Source organism: Endozoicomonas sp. GU-1 (assembly GCF_027366395.1).
Taxonomy (GTDB): Bacteria; Pseudomonadota; Gammaproteobacteria; order Pseudomonadales; family Endozoicomonadaceae; genus Endozoicomonas.
This window is the reverse complement of record NZ_CP114771.1, coordinates 2456211-2473010: the sequence shown is the minus strand read 5'-3', so window position 1 is coordinate 2473010 and position 16800 is coordinate 2456211. Positions and strand designations below refer to the sequence as shown.

The following is a 16800-nucleotide window of genomic DNA, read 5'->3' as shown; positions in this document are numbered from 1 at the left end:
GAGGGGGGGGATCAGGAAGTCATATCGTCAAAGAACTTCTTTACGCCATCAAAGAAGGACTGCTTTTTAGGCGACTGGTGACCTGCACCTTCTTTTTTGAAGGTGTCATCCAGCTCCTTGAGCAACTCTTTCTGACGCTCCGTCAGTTTCACCGGAGTCTCAACCACAACCCGGCACATCAGATCTCCGGCACTGCCACCACGGACCGGGACAACACCCTTGCCACGCAGACGGAACAGTTTACCCGTCTGGGTTTCCGCTGGAATCTTCAGCTTCACCCGGCCTTCCAGGGTGGGGACTTCCAGTTCACCGCCCAGTGCTGCATCGACAAATGTGATGGGTACTTCGCAGTAGAGGTGTTTGCCGTCACGCTGGAAGATCGGATGATCAGCAACACTGACCTGAACGTACAGGTCTCCGGCTGGTCCACCATTGACACCCGCTTCGCCTTCACCGGCCAGACGGATACGGTCGCCGGTATCAACACCGGGAGGAATCTTGACGGAGAGGGTCTTGTATTCCTGAACGCGGCCTTCACCGTGGCAGACGTTACAGGGATCCTTGATCATCTTGCCCGTGCCGCGACAGTCAGGGCAGGTTTGCTGCACAGAGAAAAAGCCCTGCTGCATACGCACCTGACCAATACCACCACAGGTGGTACAGCTGACAGGCTGAGTGCCTTTTTTTGCGCCGGAGCCATCACACCCGGTACAGCTCACCAGTGTTGGAATACGGATTTTCTTAGTGACGCCGCGAACGGCTTCTTCAAGGCTGAGCTCCAGTTGATAGCGGAGATCAGCACCACGCTGGACGGAACTGCGGCTGCGACCACCGCCAGCACCGAAAATGTCACCAAAGACATCGCCAAAAATATCGCCGAAATTACCACCGGCAAAACCGCCGGCACCGCCCATGCCACCCATGTTCGGGTCGACACCGGCATGGCCGTACTGATCGTAGGCCGCTTTTTTCTGGCTGTCGGAAAGAATTTCAAAGGCTTCGTTGATTTCCTTGAAGCTATCTTCCGCTGCTTTATCACCCGGGTTACGGTCGGGGTGATATTTCATGGCCATACGACGATAGGCCTTTTTTATGTCCTTGTCTGAAGCGCTCCTTTCTACACCCAGCACTTCGTAGTAGTCGCGTTTTGACATCAGAAAAACCCTGAGCTACCTGCATTCACCAGTCGAGCATGAAAACACAGAGCTAACTGGATTCATGGTCAAGTCTGACAAAGCCATCATTTTGATATATACGACAACGCGGGAATGAATCCCGCGTTGTGACCTTATCATCAGTCATTGATGATCGAGTTGGTCTTACTTCTTGTCATCCTTTACTTCTTCAAACTCAGCGTCAACGGCGTCGTCAGCTGCATCCGCCTTTTGGCCAGCACCGGCATCAGCCTGGGCTTCGCCCTGCTGCTGAGCTTCAGCGTACATCTTCTGGGCCAGACCGGCAGAGGCTTCAGACAGCGCCTTGGTCTTGGCTTCGATCTCTTCCTTATCGTCACCTTTGACCGCGGCTTCAACGTCTTCGATCGCCTTGGTGATGGCCACCTTCTCTTCTTCAGTGGCCTTGTCACCGGCTTCTTCCAGCGTCTTGCGGGTTGCGTGCGCCAGACTGTCAGCCTGGTTACGGGCCGCCGCCAGCTCTTCGAACTTCTTGTCGTCTGCTGCGTTGGCTTCAGCATCCTTGACCATTTGATCGATCTCTTCGTCCGACAGACCGGAAGATGCCTTGATCACAATAGACTGTTCTTTGCCAGTTGCCTTGTCTTTTGCAGAAACATTCAGAATACCGTTGGCATCCAGGTCGAAACTGACTTCGATTTGTGGCATGCCACGAGGTGCGGGCGGAATGTCTGCCAGGTCGAAACGGCCCAGGGATTTGTTGTGAGTCGCCTGCTTGCGCTCACCTTGCAGCACGTGAATGGTGACTGCGCCCTGGTTGTCGTCGGCCGTAGAGAACACCTGGGACTTTTTGGTTGGGATGGTGGTGTTCTTTTCGATCAGTGGCGTCATTACGCCGCCCATGGTTTCGATACCCAGGGTCAGCGGAGTAACGTCCAGCAGCAGAACGTCTTTAACGTCACCGGCCAGAACCGCAGCCTGGATGGAAGCACCCATGGCTACCGCTTCGTCAGGGTTAACGTCCTTGCGCGGCTCTTTACCAAAGAACTCGGCCACTTTCTGCTGAACCAGTGGCATACGGGTCTGACCACCCACCAGGATAACTTCGTCGATGTCAGACAGATCCAGGTCAGAGTCCTTGACCGCGATGCGGCATGGCTCCAGAGAACGGGCAACCAGGTCTTCTACCAGGGATTCCAGCTTGGCACGGCTGACTTTAACGTTCAGGTGCTTGGGACCGGTGGCGTCGGCAGTGATGTACGGCAGGTTGACGTCTGTCTGCTGAGTAGAAGACAGTTCAATCTTGGCTTTCTCAGCGGCTTCTTTCAGACGCTGCATGGCCAGTGGGTCGCCTTTCAGGTCGATGCCCTGGTCTTTCTTGAATTCGTCGGCAAGGTATTCGATCAGGCGCAGGTCGAAGTCTTCACCACCCAGGAAGGTGTCACCGTTGGTGGCCAGTACTTCAAACTGGTGCTCGCCGTCTACGTCAGCGATCTCGATGATGGATACGTCGAAAGTACCGCCACCCAGGTCATAAACGGCGATGGTCTGGTCGCCTTTTTCTTGTCCATGCCGTAAGCCAGCGCCGCAGCGGTTGGCTCGTTGATGATCCGCTTGACCTCCAGACCCGCGATACGGCCTGCGTCTTTGGTAGCCTGACGCTGGGAATCGTTGAAGTAGGCAGGAACGGTAATAACCGCTTCAGTCACTGGTTCGCCCAGATAGTCTTCAGCGGTTTTCTTCATCTTCTTCAGGATTTCGGCAGAAATCTGTGGTGGTGCTTTCTTGTCGCCCTTAACTTCAACCCATGCATCGCCGTTTTCTGCTTCGACAATTTTGTACGGCACCATCTTGATGTCTTTCTGAACAACGTCGTCTTTGAAGCGACGGCCGATCAGACGCTTGATGGCAAACAGGGTATTGTCTGGGTTGGTAACCGCCTGGCGCTTGGCTGGCTGGCCTACCAGAATCTCGCCGTCGTCGGTGTAGGCGATGATGGAAGGCGTAGTACGTGCGCCTTCGGCGTTTTCGATGACTTTGGATTTATCGCCGTCCAGGATAGCCACACAGGAGTTGGTGGTACCCAGGTCAATACCAATAATTCTGCCTTTACTCATTTTGAGTCTCTCCATTGCCCGTAATCAGGGCGGAAAACTTTGAAATCTTTGTTCGCTGCCCAATGCTTTCAACCGATGTTGAGTCTGGTGAAACAGCGTTTAGGTGGTGATTACCACGATCTTGGTTTGCTATATGGGAGCGGTCTTTGCTTTTTCAAGGGGCTCTTGCAAGATTCTCGATCAGCCTCCCGGAGCCCCTCTTTGGTTAAGCCGCTTTGGAAACCACCACCATGGCCGGGCGGATAACTCGACCGTGCAATGTGTAGCCTTTTTGGAAGACATTCATCACGGTGTTGGGTTCCATATCCGGGTTGGGCACCATGGAGATGGCCTGATGGAAGTTCGGGTCGAACGGCTGGCCTTCAGGGTTGACCTGCTCAACACTGAATTTTGCCAGGGCATCCAGCAGCTGTTTGTGGGTTAGGCGCATGCCTTCGAGCATGGTCTCGTGCTGACCTTCACCCTGTTCTGCGCTTTCAATCCCTTTTTCCAGACTCTCGACCACAGGGATCAGTTCGTTGACGAACTTCTCCAGGGCAAATTTGTGCGCTTTTTCGACGTCCTGCTCGGCGCGGCGCTTGGTGTTCATGGCTTCGGCATGAGCGCGCAGCGCCTGGTCTTTAGCCTGGGCAAGCTGCTCTTCGAGCTCTTCAATGCGTTTGGCGCTATCGTCGTTGGCCTGCTCTTCGGCCTGATCTTCTGAATCAGCTGCTTCTTCCAGAATCGGGTCAACGGCTGCTTCAGCGTCAGCAGAAATTTCAGTTTCGTTGGCTTCAGGTTGCTCGGCCTGATCTTCTGCTTTGGTGTTTTCTACAGTCATTCCAACGTTTCTCCGGATGTCAATCCAGCCTGAAGTGCTGGCTGGAACGTGTCTTCGTGTTATGGGCCGTAGTGCTTCCGTAGGGCCCCGGCAAAAGTAAATATTAAGTGATAGCCTAATATGGGGTTCATGGCAGCTTATTCAAGGGGAAATTTGCTTTACCAATTCGGGTTTTAAGTTTACTGTATAAATAAACAGTAACCCGATATGCAATTGGGATCGTGAGAGCTGCCATGCTGAACCAAATTTCCATCAGCAACTATGCCATCGTTGACCACCTTAACCTGGACATCAATCCCGGGATGACCGCCATCACCGGGGAAACCGGTGCTGGTAAATCCATTATGCTGGATGCCCTCGGGCTGGCCCTGGGAGGCCGGGCGGGCAGCGACTGTGTGCGCGACGGTGCTGATCGGGCCGATATCCGCGCCTGCTTTGATCTTCAGCGCATACCTGCCGCAATAGAGTGGTTGCAGGAGCGAGATTATGACAGTGAGCATGCTGGCGGTTCCGAGTCCTCGGCGAGCGAATGTATTCTGCGCCGGGTGGTGACCCGTGAAGGTCGCTCTCGGGGCTATATCAATGGTATCCCGGTCACACTTGCCGAGTTGAAGGGGCTGGGGGAGCTGTTAATCGATATTCACAGTCAGCATGCCCACCAATCATTGTTGAAAAAGAGCAATCACGCTGAGCTGCTGGATGAGTTTTCCGGCTCGCTGGCTCTGTCCCGGGAAGTAGCGGATATGGCCGCAGATTACCGCCAGACCAGTGCACAATTGCACACTTTATTGTCCGATCAGCAGGACCGGGAAGAGCGGGTGCAATTGCTGAGTTATCAGTTGCATGAGTTGGAGCAGTTAAACCTTCAGCCCGGGGAGGTTGAGCAGTTAGAGCAGGAGCATCGCCAGCAATCCCAGGCCGGTGCAACCTTATCAGCCTGCCATCAGATCACCCGGGTTTGTACCAGTGATGATGGTGATAATTTGCTGCAGCAGCTCTCTTTCTGCCTGCACCGCCTCAGTGAACTGCAGGTTGAGCATGCCGCCATCAATAACTCTCTGGAGATGCTGTCATCCGCGCAGATTCAGGTGGAAGAAGCGGTTGGCGAGCTGAATCATTTTATTGATCACTTTGATGCCGATCCGCAAAGGGCCCGGGAAATCGAAGACCGGCTCAGTGCTATTTTTGATCTGGCCCGCAAACACCGTATCCAGCCAGAAGCGTTGCTGGAAAAACAACAGCAGATCAGCGAAGAGCTGGAAAAAGTTCAGTGTCATGATGAACAGGTCGCCGACCTGGAACTGTCTCTGGAACAGCTGCAGAAAAAACACAATCAGTTAGCCGAAAAACTGTCTGCCAGACGCAGGGCCGCTGCACGAAAACTGGAAAAACAGGTGTCTGAGCGCATTGCCTTGCTGGGTATGCCCAAGGGTAAGTTCTGTGTCGAACTGACAGACATTCCTGATCGCACGGTTGCCTCTCAGGGTTTTGAATTCATCGAGTTTCTGGTGACCACCAACCCGGGGCAACCTCCGCGCGCCCTGGCCAAAGTGGCTTCCGGTGGAGAGCTTTCCCGTATCAGTCTGGCCATTCAGGTAATTATTGCGCAAACCGCGTCAACGCCAACGCTGGTGTTTGATGAGGTGGATGTCGGTATTGGCGGCGGCACAGCAGAAATTGTGGGCAGTATGTTAAGAGAAGTGGGCAAAAAAGGGCAGGTGCTGTGTGTTACCCATCAGCCTCAGGTGGCATCCCAGGCCCATCAGCATCTGCACGTCAGTAAGAAAGTCAGTCGTAAGGCTTCCAGCACCCGTATTCTTGAGCTGGATGGTGAACATCGCGTACACGAAATTGCCCGAATGCTGGGGGGCGTTGAGCTGACTGCACCCACATTGAGTCATGCCCAGGAGATGCTGTTTCAGGCTCAGGTGCAAGCCGTATAAATGCTTCCGATAAAGTTGCTTTAAATGAATTAAAGCAACCTCACCGGTCTGGACGTGGCGGAGTTAATGAAAATTTTTACCTGGTTTGTCACCTTTTTTGTCTGCTTCATTATCTGATTCTGATTCTGGTTCTGGTTCTGGTTCTGTCTCTGCATCAGCCTTTGTCTTTGCTTCAGGGTCGAGCTGAACCTCAATATCAATTTCAAAATCACCTTCCACGGGCTCAAGGGCTACGATTGGAAAGGTTGAGTGTCTGAGTTTTTCATATTCGAACCACTCGCAGCAGTAACTATAAGTACCATCCTCCATCGGGTATTCATAGGTAACGCATAGTACCGGGCCACCGGCTCTCAGGCGGACGAGTTGACCGATTTTTGCTCTTATTTCCATATCTTTGAATCCTTATGCAAGTTTGATAGTTTTTTTAATAGACATTGTTTAATCATATTAGTTCCATCGTTTATTCTTGAATGAGTATTAGTGATAGTTTTTACCCTTATCGCCATCTTCTGTTTCTATTTCCGCTTCTGTTTCTACTTCTACTTCTACTTCTACTTCTTCCACTGCGGTGCCGGGCTGACCCTTAATACTGGCTTCAAACTCACCTTCCACCGGTTCAAGGGCTACGATTGGAAAGGTGTAATCTCTCAGTCTGTCATCTTCAAACCACTGGCAGGTATAGCTATAAGATCCATCAGCCATAGGGTATTCGCACGTAACACACAGTACGGGACCACCGGCTCGTAAGCGGACAAGTTGACCGATTTTGGCTCTTATTTCCATTTGTTTGATTCCTTTTGTTTGAAAGTCTCTTTATAGACATTTTTTTATTATGTTAGTTCCATCGTTTTGCTCTTGACGGAGTTTTTGATTGGATAGTTACGTTTAACTATCAGGTTTGGCACAAAAATTAAGGGATCGATTACGAAACGGATGTTGATCTATCCGTTCTGATTAATTTCACTAACCAATTGAAGAAAATAAAAAATAATGATCCCCCTCGACAGAAGCAGAGGGGGCAAGTGATCTCACAGGTTAGAGGTTAACTCTTGTTTTTTTCTTTTTAATGCTGCTTATTTTTTCTTCTTTGGACGTACATAGATCACCAGATTGTGATCCACAATTTCAAAGCCGTGCTTTTCAGCAATGGCGTACTGACGTTTCTCGATTTCTTCGTCAATAAACTCGATAACGTCTCCGCTCTCCATGCAAACCATATGATCATGGTGCCCCCCGCGGGCCAGCTCAAACACGGAATGACCGCCATCAAAGTTATGGCGAACCACTAAACCGGCACTCTCAAACTGGGTCAGTACCCGGTAGACGGTGGCCAAACCCACATCCTCTTCAGCTTCAAGCAGAGCCTTGTAGACATCTTCCGCCGACATATGCTTCTCTTCGGCACCTTCAAGGATCTGCAGAATCTTCACACGAGGCAGGGTGACTTTTAGTCCTGCTTTGCGTAACTCTTGATTTTCCAACACGTTTCCCTAACCCTTTGCAAGATAATCCTGCTATTATCACATTTTCGTGCAGCTTTTTCATTTTGCTCTGCGAGCAGGCTGCTAGTCATTTTTGAGCAAGATAGTGGAAGTCTGAAACCGATGCCAAAAACCACGATCGCCCTGGCCGCCGCACTTTTCTCAGCCACCCTTCTGACAGGGTGCGCCAGCTCCACGGACAGTGGTTCGAAGCTTATCAGTTTCCCCGGTGCCTATAAAATTGATATTCAGCAGGGAAATGTCATTACCCGGGAGATGGTTGACCAGCTCCGTCCTGGCATGACCCGAGCCCAGGTTCAGTATGTCATGGGTACGCCATTGATCGAGGATACGTTTAACAGCAATCGCTGGGATTACATCTACAGCTTGCAGCCCGGTGGTAAGAGCCGTGAGCAGAAGACGGTTACGCTGTTTTTCGTAAACGATCAACTCCATTCCATTCAAGGTGACCTGGTACCCGGTAGTAATCAGCAGTAATCACTGCTGATACCACTCCTGAAGAACATCATCCTCAGTTATTACTGTAAAGAATTCTTCTGTTTCGCCTGTTCAGCCCTGCGTTTGCGAACCTCTTTCGGGTCGGCAATCAAGGGGCGGTAAATCTCAACCCGTTCGCCTTCTTTTAGTAGCTGTTCTGCGGGCTTTAACACGGCCTTGCCAAAGATGCCCAGTTTCGCCTCGGCCAGATTAATCTCCGGAAAGTAATCAACAATGCCTGATTCCCTGGCCGCTTCCAGAACTGTAGTTCCCTCTTTGACCTTCAGTGCGATAATCTTCTGCTCATGGGCTCTTGCATAGGCCACTTCTACGTGGATAGTGGGTTCATCCATTAACATCTTAGCCATAAATCTGCTTCGCTCTTTTGCCAAAGGCATCGACCATGGCATTCATCATGTGGCCAATCAGACCACCCAGTGTTGCCTGAGTCAGCTTATTGCTCATCTCAAACTCCAGCTCAAGGGAAACCTTGCAGCCATCCTCAGCCAGGGGCTGAAATGTCCAGATACCGGATAAGTGTTTAAATGGCCCTTCCAGCAGTTGCATCTCAATAGACCTCCCGGGAATCATTTGGTTCCTTGTGGAAAAGCTATGATGCAATCCGGCCTTGCCAACTTCCAGGGTGGCTTCCAACTGTGCGCCTTCCTGACGGTCAATACGACCACCGGCACACCCCGGCAGAAATTCTGCATACGACTCAATATCGCTGACCAGATCATACATCTGTTCAGCGGAATACATGACCAGTGCGGAACGGGAAATCCTTGGCATACAAAGCGCCTTTCATAAAAAAAGGCCGGATAGAATAACCTATTCCGGCCCTCGGATTAATAGACAGTGTCAGGGGCTGTTGAGATCTAGAACAGCGCGGTAATCAACACCGTCAATACACACAGCGGCACGATCACACGGATCATGGCACGCCACAGGTTAAATACTCCCACGCTCAGGCCCAGCTCATGCATCAAGGTTGAACGCTTCATTATCCAGCCAGCGAAGATGGAGATCAGCAGACCGCCCACAGGCAGCAGGATATTACTGGTGAAGTAATCCAACAGGTCGAAGAAGTTCTTCCCAAACAGCGTGAAGGTCAGGTCACCACTCATGGAGAACACGGTGCCCAGGCCAACAAACCAGATGGCAGCACAGAGAATCACCGTGGCGACGGTACGGCTCAGCGGTGTGCGCTCGATCAGCCAGGCCAGTGCCGGTTCAACCAGAGAGATAGCCGAACTCAGCGCAGCAATACCCACCAGAACAAAGAACAGGAAGCCAAACAGCTCACCCATCGGCATGTGCACAAAGGCGGCCGTCAGGGAGACAAACAGCAGGCCAGGGCCGGCAGAGGGCTCCAGACCGTAGGCAAATACGATCGGGAAGACAATCAGGCCGGAGATAATTGCCATCAGGGTATCCAGAGCGGCAACGTTAATGGCGGTTCTTGGAATGGAGTTATTGGCAGGCATATAAGCGCCGTAAGCCATCAGGCAGCACATACCCAGACTCAGGGTAAAGAACGCCTGACCCAAAGCAGCAACAAACGCTTCACCGGTCACCTTGGAGAAATCCACGGAGAACATAAAGTCAAAGCCGCGCATAAACTGTCCGGTTTCCAGCATGCTGTAGCCCAGCATGATCAGCAGCAAGGCGAACAGGGCTGGCATCATCACCTGCAGGCCTTTCTCAAGACCTTTATGGATACCTCGGGCGGTAATCACCAGGGTGATCACCATAAAGACGGTGTGCCAGAAGATCTGACGTGGTGCCGATGACACCAGCCCACCAAAAGCATCACCCACCTGATCGGTGTTCATGCCGCTGAAGGCACCGGTCACAATGTCCCAGGCATAAGAAAGGGACCAGCCAGCAATAACACTGTAGAAAGAGAGAATCAGGAAGCCCGCCAGCATACCCATCCAGCCGATAATGCCCCACAGTTTGCTGGCCCCCAAGTCACTGGTCAGCTTGCGAATGGCATTCAGGGGGCTCAGGCGGGTATGACGGCCAATGGCCGTTTCTGCCATCAATAGAGGCACACCCATAACGGCAATGCACAGCAGATAAAGCATAACGAAGGCACCGCCGCCATATTGCCCGGCGATGTATGGAAATTTCCAGATATTACCCAGGCCGATGGCAGAGCCAGCGGCGGCCAGCAGGAAGGTCCAGCGATTAGCCCAGGTTTTTTTCGATGTCGTTGGATTTTGTCCGGACATGAGTTCCTCAATGAGTCGAATTATTTTACTCAGAGGCTGTTTGAAAGGCAGGTAAGGTCTAACAACACAGAATAATTCTTATGGATAAGATACAGCTGCGACCATCTTTATCGATAAGGCCAGTTGTCGAAAACCAGAACAGCAACGCTGCATTTCAGACGGCTTCTTGCTTCTTGAACAATTGCCACGCGAGATTTTCACGGGAACAACACAATCCCGGTAAACCTCCAAACCGAACAATCAGCGATAAAGACTACCTCAGATGAAACAGCATGCTGATGGAAGAGCGGAGAAGATCACACAGGTCGGTCGCTATTGTACCGGTCAGACACTTCATCTCAACCGTTTTTTCCGTCTAATTGGTTAAAATAGAGTTTTTTAAATATTAAGGTTATTAAATGCAGAAATATTCACTATGCTAAACCTTCGTTGATCCGGTGCTATTGTCGAAACCCGTCCGGATCCCGCAGAATTAGTGACTTTACATTTAGCTGCTCCTATAATCCGCGCCATGGCAAAAAGTTCAAAGAAAGGCAAACAGGGCGACTCATCCATCGTCGTCAACAAGAAAGCCCGTCACGATTTTCATATCGACGAGACTTTCGAAGCAGGCATTTCCCTCGCCGGTTGGGAAGTGAAAAGCCTCCGGCAGGGCAAAGTCCAGCTGGTGGACAGTTACGTCCTGCTCAAAGATGGCGAAGCCTGGTTGATTGGTGCCCAGATCACACCGCTGATCACCGCATCCACCCATGTTGTGGCAGACCCTCTGCGTGACCGTAAACTGCTGCTGCACCGCAGAGAACTGGCTAACCTGTTCTCGGTAACCCAGCAAAAAGGCCACGCCTGCATCGCCACCAAACTCTACTGGAAAGGCCATCTGATCAAATGCCAGATTGCCCTTGCCCGGGGTAAAAAAGAGTTTGACAAGCGTGCAGCCACCAAAGAGCGTGAGTGGAATATTGAAAAGCAGCGGGTTATGCACCGCGGCTGATCACCACCGGCACACGGTTTCACTGTGTGCCGCTTACTCCTTTTCCTTAATGCAATTCACCTGGCTATTGAATTCGGGACTTGTTCTTGAGCAGTGCCTGTGCAGTGAATAAAAACAGCTGGCGATCGGTTTCCCGGCTCAGTACTTCATACAGAAGGCGCTTATAGTCTTTCTTAGAAAAATTTAACGACAATGGTATTTTTTGCAGTATAAAAATACTTATGTACTAAACACAGTTGCATTTGCTATCCACTTTTGGCATAAATACGACAGAGTTTTGTTACTGGGGGCGATCAGGATTCGACGACGGTTACGAAACCCAAGGTGCATGTCGAGGGCGTAGCGGCTCTCGTAAATCAAAACGCTACAAACGTATAGTTGCTAACGATAATAGCTTCAACGGAGCAATGGCTGCCTAATAACAGCTTTCTCCCGATCACTCTGTCTTGTCTGTTGGGTGGAAATTGATCGTTACCGAAAATAGAATCGCCACATCGGTCTTCCTGGAGCCGGTGGGTTAAATCCACAGGATCGCGCAGTGTCACCCTGACCGTTGGGTCGTTCTGCGTTAACTTAATAACGGAAACTAAGCATGTAGAGCCGAAGGCGTAGAGCTGGCGGACGCGGGTTCAAGTCCCGCCGCCTCCACCAAACACCAAAACTGACTCAGGCCGACACAGGCAGAGTCAGGCAGACTAAAGGGCGTAAATTCAAAAGTTTACGCCCTTTTTCTGTTTGGGAATTTTTGTTTTTGGTGAAGAACTCGCATTACACGAATAGCTTTACCATCCACCCAGTATGAAACAATCATGGATACTTCCGGAATCATCAGCAATCTGCCACGGATGCCTTCACGCTGCCCCCCCCATAAGCGGTTGTTCTAATAAGTTTTCGACTTTCGTTTCTATGATCAGATCAGTCTTTTCTGCGGCTTCAGGATTAAAATCATAAAGAAACTCAAAGATCTTTTCCCGATCATTCAGAGACTCTTCTTCCCATAAAATCATCACTGGCTGCCTCTGTTGCGAATTTTCGCTTTGCGCTTAGCCATCTCGTCTTTGGCTTTATCGTGTTCAGCAAAATTCGTTGCTCCAGAGTCCAGTTTCTCAAATGCCTGGTTGACTTGTTGGGTTAGCCATTGATCGTGGGAGGATAACTTACGCTGTTGTTCAGCCAGTTGCTCAGTAAACTCCCGGCATGCATCACTGATAGTGCGCCCCTGACTTTCAGCCATTTTTTGAGCCAGGCGTTTTGTTTCCTCATCGACTCGAAATTGTATTCTTGTTTCCATCATGGTTTCCTTATTGCTGTGAGTACAAATGTTAGCACGGTATAGAGAGGCTCACAAAAAACGAGTTAGGTGATTTGGCTATATCAGCATGGAACACGGTAAATCCAATTAGCCCCTCAAATGCCCCTCGTTTGGAAATTCAAAAATTACATGCAGAAAAAATAAGGGCTTATTTAGTCGATGTATTCCTGATAGGGGTTGAAAGGAAGGGGAACTCTCTGTAAAACTCGCTGGTCTTCGACTTATGACTATATTGCTGGACAGGCGAAAAGCCTATGACCAGACGTCGGCATAAATGAAACAATGCTATGCAAAGAAACCCAACCACGGGCAGTGTTTGAGGCACCGGCAACCGGCCATCAATTTGTTCTGCCTTCGGGATCAAACACCCATAACTAAATCATGGTACTGACTACTGATGAATAACAGTAACTCCCCCGCCAAACCAACCATGGATTATGCCCAATTGCTGGAAGCCCTGAATCAGGCCAGCACCTTTGATCTGTTCCGGCTGAATGCCATGATTGATCGTGAGCTAGAGTCGTCAGAGCGTATTGGCCGGATCAAGGCGGCGCTGACCGTTGGACAGAAGCTGAGCTACTTTGACCGAAACAGCAACTCACTGCGTGACTGCGAGGTGTTGCAGCTTAGGCAAAAGCGGGCACTGGTACTGGATTTTACCGATGGCAAACGCTGGACGGTGCCCTACTATATGCTCAATCTTGAAGGTGCCGATGCCCGCGTTAATCATGAAGCTCAACAAGGCCTGAGTCGCCATGCCATTGCTGTGGGAGATCTGCTGGGTTTTAAAGATAAACATGGGGAAGAACATTTTGGTCATGTCCTTCGTCTGAATACTAAATCAGTCACCCTGCAGGTGGCTGAAAGACAATGGCGGGTCGCTTATTCTCTGCTCTACCGTGTTCTGGATGGGCAGGGTGATCAGGAAGGGGAGCTGTTGATTGACGGTGAGAGGGCAGATCAAAGCGGTGATACTGTCCAGGGTTCATTGCTTGAGCTCAAATAAAATGAAAATATGGTTTGCAAATGCATTCAGAATAATCTACCGGGTTTGTCCAGCCAGCTGATGAATTAACCGCGCTGCCAGCCGGGCCGTGTGAGCATTAATATCATGTTTCGGGCAGGTTTCAGCGATATCAAAGAGTTTCAGCTTGCTGCAATGTTTGATGATATCCAGCAAAGGTTCAACAACTTCCGGTGGAATGCCTCTGGCAGCGGGGGCGCTGACGCCAGGGGCCAGGGCGGCGGGGAAGGCATCAATGTCGATGGTCAGGTAAATATGATCCACCCGGTCGATAAATTGTTGGAGATCTTGCTGTAACGATGGCAGGTTCAGCAGTGTCATTTCTTTATCGAGTCGATAAGTGACACCCAGTTGATCAGCTCGATTGAAAAGCGCCTGAGTATTGCTGCTTGCACTGATGCCAAAACAAAAATAGTTAAACGGGATGCTGTGCTCCCGGCGTATTCAGAAGCCTGCCAGAATGGCGTTCCTGAGCTGGGACCCACTTCGGGTAAACGGAGGTCAAAGTGGGCATCAAAATTGATAATGCCGACATTGATCCGGTCTTTACCCTTCTCCTGTTTTTCCAGATGCATCATCAGTCCCTGGTAAGAAGCCCAGCCAATTTCATGGCCTCCTCCCAAGCCAATCACTAATTGACCATTGTCTAATAGTTGGCACATCTGCCCGGCATAGTCCTGTTGTGCCTGTTCAAGGTGGGTACCATGGCAGCGAATGTTGCCTGCATCCCAAACCGGGGCAGTGCGATTCCAGGGAAGGTTGGTCAGTGCCTGTCGGATATGGTCGGGCCCTTTGGCGGCCCCGGGTCGGCCCTGATTTCTCCGGACGCCTTCATCAGACTCAAACCCCAGTAAAGCAGCTCCTGGTTCGCCCCCCGGTGCATAAGGGCGAACTTTCTGGTGCCAGCGCTGTGCAGCCTGAGGATCAGTTTCCTGATCAATACGGCCAGACCAGGAGAATGATGGGTTTCTGGAGATGGTTGATTGCACAATTTGGCCACTTTTTATGATCAGGGAAGGGGAGATGCCCGTGAGTCCGGCCGCCAGAGAGGCAGGATGGCTGACAGGCCAGAGTAACAAGTCGGCATCCAGTCCTGCTCTGATTCGACCAGTTTTGTCCTGCAGACCCAGTGCCTGTGCCGCATGGCGGGTACAACCGGCCAGTGCCTCGGAAGGCGTCATACGAAACAGGGTGCAGGCCATATTCATCATCAGTCGTATGGAGGCGAAGGGGGAGGTGCCGGGGTTCAGGTCGGTAGCAATGGCGATAGGAACGCCAGCCTCTCTCAATGCTTCAATAGGTGGCAGCTTGGTTTCCCGAAGAAAGTAGAAGGCTCCCGGCAACAGAGTGGCTACCGTGTTGCTGTTTTTTAACGCTTCAATACCGGACTGGCTGAGGTATTCCAAGTGATCCACGGAAAGCGCCTGATATTTTACCGCCAGTTGGGTGCCGCCGCTGTCAGAGAGTTGCTCGCCATGGAGTTTGATGTTCATCCCATGGGCTTTGGCTGCCTTAAATACCCGTTCGGTCTGTGCCGGTGAGAAGGCAATGTTTTCACAGAACACATCCACGGCATCGGCCAACTGTTCTCTGGCCATTGCAGGCATCATCTCGGTGCATACGTGCTCAATGTAATCGTCAGCCTGGTTTTTGTATTCCGGCGGCAAAGCGTGGGCACCCAGAAAAGTACGAACGACAGTGACAGGGTACTCGCTGGCCAGCAGACTTGCGGCCCGAAGCATTTTTCTTTCGGTTTCCGTATCCAGGCCGTAGCCGGATTTGATTTCCAGTGTAGTCACCCCTTCAGCCAGTAATGCCTCAAGTCGAGGGCGGGATTCGTCAACCAGTTCTTCAACCGTGGCTGCCCGGGTGGCTTTGACGGTGGAGAGAATGCCGCCTCCCTGTTTGGCGATGGTTTCATAGCTGACGCCTTCAAGCCGCTGTTCAAACTCTCTGGAGCGGTCCCCGGCATAGACCAGGTGGGTGTGGCAGTCGATCAGGCCGGGTGTTAACCATTGTCCTTGTCCATCGATGGTCTCTTTGGCCTTGCTGCCTGGTGGTAAGTCGGATTCGGCCCCTGCCCATACAGTCTTTCCGCCCTGCACCAGAACGGCTCCCTGACGGATGCTGTTATAGGGGCAGGTTGACGTGTGAGCCGGATCCATGGTGGCCAGGTGAATATTCCGGATGAGGAGGTCACAGGAGGTCAATGATGCGTCAGCGTGACTATTGTTCATGGTGTCCGGCCGCTATTGGTTGACTGAGTGATGAACGATTGCTTCAAGAATAATCGGTATTTTTAGCAGAATCGCACAAATTGGATTATTATTGGATTGTATATACAACTATATACAATAAAACTATATGAGCAAGCTGCGGTTGCCCGGGATCCCCGGAATGTCTGAAAAGCTCCAAGTGGCACAAATAAATTATGAATCAGAGCCTGTTACCCCGTTATCAGCAGATTAAGCACTATATTCTTGACAAGATTGAGTGCGGGGAGTGGACAGAATCCCGCAAGGTGCCTTCTGAGAACGAGCTCTGCCAGCAATTTTCGGTGAGCCGGATGACCGCCAGGAAGGCGCTGCAGGAGCTGACGGCATCGGGCGTACTGATGCGCCAGCAAGGGTTGGGTACGTTTGTGGCTCCTATCGAGCCACAATCGTCAATACTGACAGTAAAAAATATTGCCGACGAGATCAGGGGGCGAGGGCATGGTTACAGCAACCGGGTATTGCTTCTGTCTGAAGAAAAGGCGACCGAGGCTATTGCGGTTTCCCTTGAGTTACCGGAGTCAGCGACCGTTTTTCATTCCATTATTATTCACTACGAAAATGGCCTGCCACTGCAGTGGGAAGAACGGCATATTAATCCGCGGTTTGCTCCGGATTACCTGAAACAGGATTTTTCAAGGGAAACGCCCAATGTTTATCTGACCGGGGTTGCAGCGCTTACAGAAGCGACACATGTCGTAGAAGCGGTTTTGCCTTCGAAAGAAGTGGCCGAAGCTCTGGCTATGGAAGCCGGTGCTCCCTGTTTGAGAATCACCAGAAGAAGCTGGTGTCGGCACGGTGTCGTCAGTCTGGCCAGGCTGATGCACCCCGGTGACCGATACCGCCTGGGAGATCACTTACAGTTTTCCTGATGACCTGCCGACAAGTCGGATCACAGGAGTAACACCGACAGCCTTCCGGGGCAATAACAACGATTGTGCAGGTGACAGTTCCACAATAAAGCAGCGTAA

Annotated in this window: 17 protein-coding genes, 1 other RNA gene and 1 pseudogene; 6 read left to right on the top strand and 13 right to left on the bottom strand. The window is 51.2% G+C overall.

Annotated elements, in window-relative coordinates; genetic code table 11:
• Positions 1 to 11: 11 nt before the first annotated feature.
• The 3 genes and pseudogenes from dnaJ to grpE all read right to left on the bottom strand — a co-directional run bounded on the left by dnaJ (position 12) and on the right by grpE (position 4070).
• Positions 12 to 1154: a molecular chaperone DnaJ gene (gene dnaJ, locus O3276_RS10175; RefSeq protein ID WP_269675523.1), complete on the bottom strand. Its 1143-nt coding sequence runs from the start codon at positions 1152 to 1154 to the stop codon at positions 12 to 14.
• A 165-nt stretch (positions 1155 to 1319) separates the two neighbouring features.
• Positions 1320 to 3250, bottom strand: a pseudogene (gene dnaK, locus O3276_RS10170) (molecular chaperone DnaK).
• Positions 3251 to 3455: 205 nt separating this feature from the next.
• Complete coding sequence (gene grpE, locus O3276_RS10165) at positions 3456 to 4070, bottom strand: nucleotide exchange factor GrpE (RefSeq protein ID WP_269675522.1); 615 nt, start codon at positions 4068 to 4070, stop codon at positions 3456 to 3458.
• Positions 4071 to 4303: 233 nt separating this feature from the next.
• Between grpE and recN the strand changes: the two genes are divergently transcribed.
• Positions 4304 to 6013, top strand: a complete 1710-nt coding sequence (recN, locus tag O3276_RS10160; RefSeq protein WP_269675521.1) for a DNA repair protein RecN — start codon at positions 4304 to 4306, stop codon at positions 6011 to 6013.
• 63 nt (positions 6014 to 6076) lie between these two features.
• Here the strand turns inward: recN and O3276_RS10155 are convergent, their stop codons facing one another.
• From O3276_RS10155 to fur, 3 genes are all read right to left on the bottom strand, one after another.
• Positions 6077 to 6403 (bottom strand): DUF2158 domain-containing protein, encoded by a 327-nt coding sequence (locus O3276_RS10155; RefSeq protein WP_269675520.1) that lies wholly within the window; start codon positions 6401 to 6403, stop codon positions 6077 to 6079.
• Between the two features lie 87 nt (positions 6404 to 6490).
• Positions 6491 to 6796 carry a DUF2158 domain-containing protein gene (locus O3276_RS10150; protein ID WP_269675519.1) on the bottom strand — a complete coding sequence of 102 codons (306 nt, stop codon included), beginning with the start codon at positions 6794 to 6796 and terminating at the stop codon, positions 6491 to 6493.
• Positions 6797 to 7086: 290 nt separating this feature from the next.
• The gene (gene fur, locus O3276_RS10145; RefSeq protein ID WP_219622117.1) at positions 7087 to 7494 is read right to left on the bottom strand and encodes a ferric iron uptake transcriptional regulator; all 408 of its coding nucleotides are present in this window, start codon (positions 7492 to 7494) and stop codon (positions 7087 to 7089) included.
• Between the two features lie 123 nt (positions 7495 to 7617).
• Here fur and O3276_RS10140 point away from each other — a divergent pair, with 123 nt between their 5' ends.
• Complete coding sequence (locus O3276_RS10140; RefSeq protein WP_101745082.1) at positions 7618 to 7992, top strand: outer membrane protein assembly factor BamE; 375 nt, start codon at positions 7618 to 7620, stop codon at positions 7990 to 7992.
• Between the two features lie 41 nt (positions 7993 to 8033).
• On the opposite strand, the gene O3276_RS10135 is transcribed toward O3276_RS10140, so the two are convergent.
• The 3 genes from O3276_RS10135 to O3276_RS10125 form a co-directional block, all read right to left on the bottom strand.
• Positions 8034 to 8360 carry an RnfH family protein gene (locus O3276_RS10135; RefSeq protein WP_269675518.1) on the bottom strand — a complete coding sequence of 109 codons (327 nt, stop codon included), beginning with the start codon at positions 8358 to 8360 and terminating at the stop codon, positions 8034 to 8036.
• Positions 8353 to 8784: a type II toxin-antitoxin system RatA family toxin gene (locus O3276_RS10130; protein WP_269675517.1), complete on the bottom strand. Its 432-nt coding sequence runs from the start codon at positions 8782 to 8784 to the stop codon at positions 8353 to 8355. The genes O3276_RS10135 and O3276_RS10130 overlap by 8 nt, the downstream gene beginning before the upstream one ends.
• Before the next feature lie 86 nt (positions 8785 to 8870).
• Entirely contained in the window at positions 8871 to 10229 is a 1359-nt protein-coding gene (locus O3276_RS10125; RefSeq protein ID WP_101745080.1) for a sodium-dependent transporter, read from the bottom strand.
• 511 nt (positions 10230 to 10740) lie between these two features.
• Here O3276_RS10125 and smpB point away from each other — a divergent pair.
• Entirely contained in the window at positions 10741 to 11220 is a 480-nt protein-coding gene (gene smpB / locus O3276_RS10120) for an SsrA-binding protein SmpB (protein ID WP_101745079.1), read from the top strand.
• A 285-nt stretch (positions 11221 to 11505) separates the two neighbouring features.
• Positions 11506 to 11871: a transfer-messenger RNA gene (gene ssrA, locus O3276_RS10115) on the top strand.
• 200 nt (positions 11872 to 12071) lie between these two features.
• Here ssrA and O3276_RS10110 read toward each other — a convergent pair.
• Both O3276_RS10110 and O3276_RS10105 read right to left on the bottom strand, forming a co-directional pair.
• Positions 12072 to 12227 carry a type II toxin-antitoxin system RelE/ParE family toxin gene (locus O3276_RS10110; RefSeq protein WP_269675516.1) on the bottom strand — a complete coding sequence of 52 codons (156 nt, stop codon included), beginning with the start codon at positions 12225 to 12227 and terminating at the stop codon, positions 12072 to 12074.
• Positions 12227 to 12514, bottom strand: coding sequence for a type II toxin-antitoxin system RelB/DinJ family antitoxin (locus O3276_RS10105; RefSeq protein ID WP_442876579.1), 288 nt, complete (start codon positions 12512 to 12514; stop codon positions 12227 to 12229). The genes O3276_RS10110 and O3276_RS10105 overlap by 1 nt, the downstream gene beginning before the upstream one ends.
• A 415-nt stretch (positions 12515 to 12929) precedes the next feature.
• Between O3276_RS10105 and O3276_RS10100 the strand changes: the two genes are divergently transcribed.
• The gene (locus O3276_RS10100) at positions 12930 to 13538 is read left to right on the top strand and encodes a hypothetical protein (RefSeq protein WP_269675515.1); all 609 of its coding nucleotides are present in this window, start codon (positions 12930 to 12932) and stop codon (positions 13536 to 13538) included.
• A 36-nt stretch (positions 13539 to 13574) separates the two neighbouring features.
• On the opposite strand, the gene O3276_RS10095 is transcribed toward O3276_RS10100, so the two are convergent.
• Together O3276_RS10095 and hutI are read right to left on the bottom strand one after the other, a co-directional pair.
• Positions 13575 to 13955 carry an arginase family protein gene (locus tag O3276_RS10095; RefSeq protein WP_269675961.1) on the bottom strand — a complete coding sequence of 127 codons (381 nt, stop codon included), beginning with the start codon at positions 13953 to 13955 and terminating at the stop codon, positions 13575 to 13577.
• Positions 13874 to 15793 carry an imidazolonepropionase gene (gene hutI, locus O3276_RS10090; protein ID WP_269675514.1) on the bottom strand — a complete coding sequence of 640 codons (1920 nt, stop codon included), beginning with the start codon at positions 15791 to 15793 and terminating at the stop codon, positions 13874 to 13876. Before hutI ends, O3276_RS10095 begins: the two co-directional genes overlap by 82 nt.
• Positions 15794 to 15987: 194 nt before the next feature.
• On the opposite strand from hutI, the gene hutC reads away from it, so the two are divergent.
• Positions 15988 to 16701: a histidine utilization transcriptional repressor HutC gene (gene hutC, locus O3276_RS10085; protein ID WP_269675513.1), complete on the top strand. Its 714-nt coding sequence runs from the start codon at positions 15988 to 15990 to the stop codon at positions 16699 to 16701.
• The last annotated feature ends 99 nt before the right edge of the window (positions 16702 to 16800 follow it).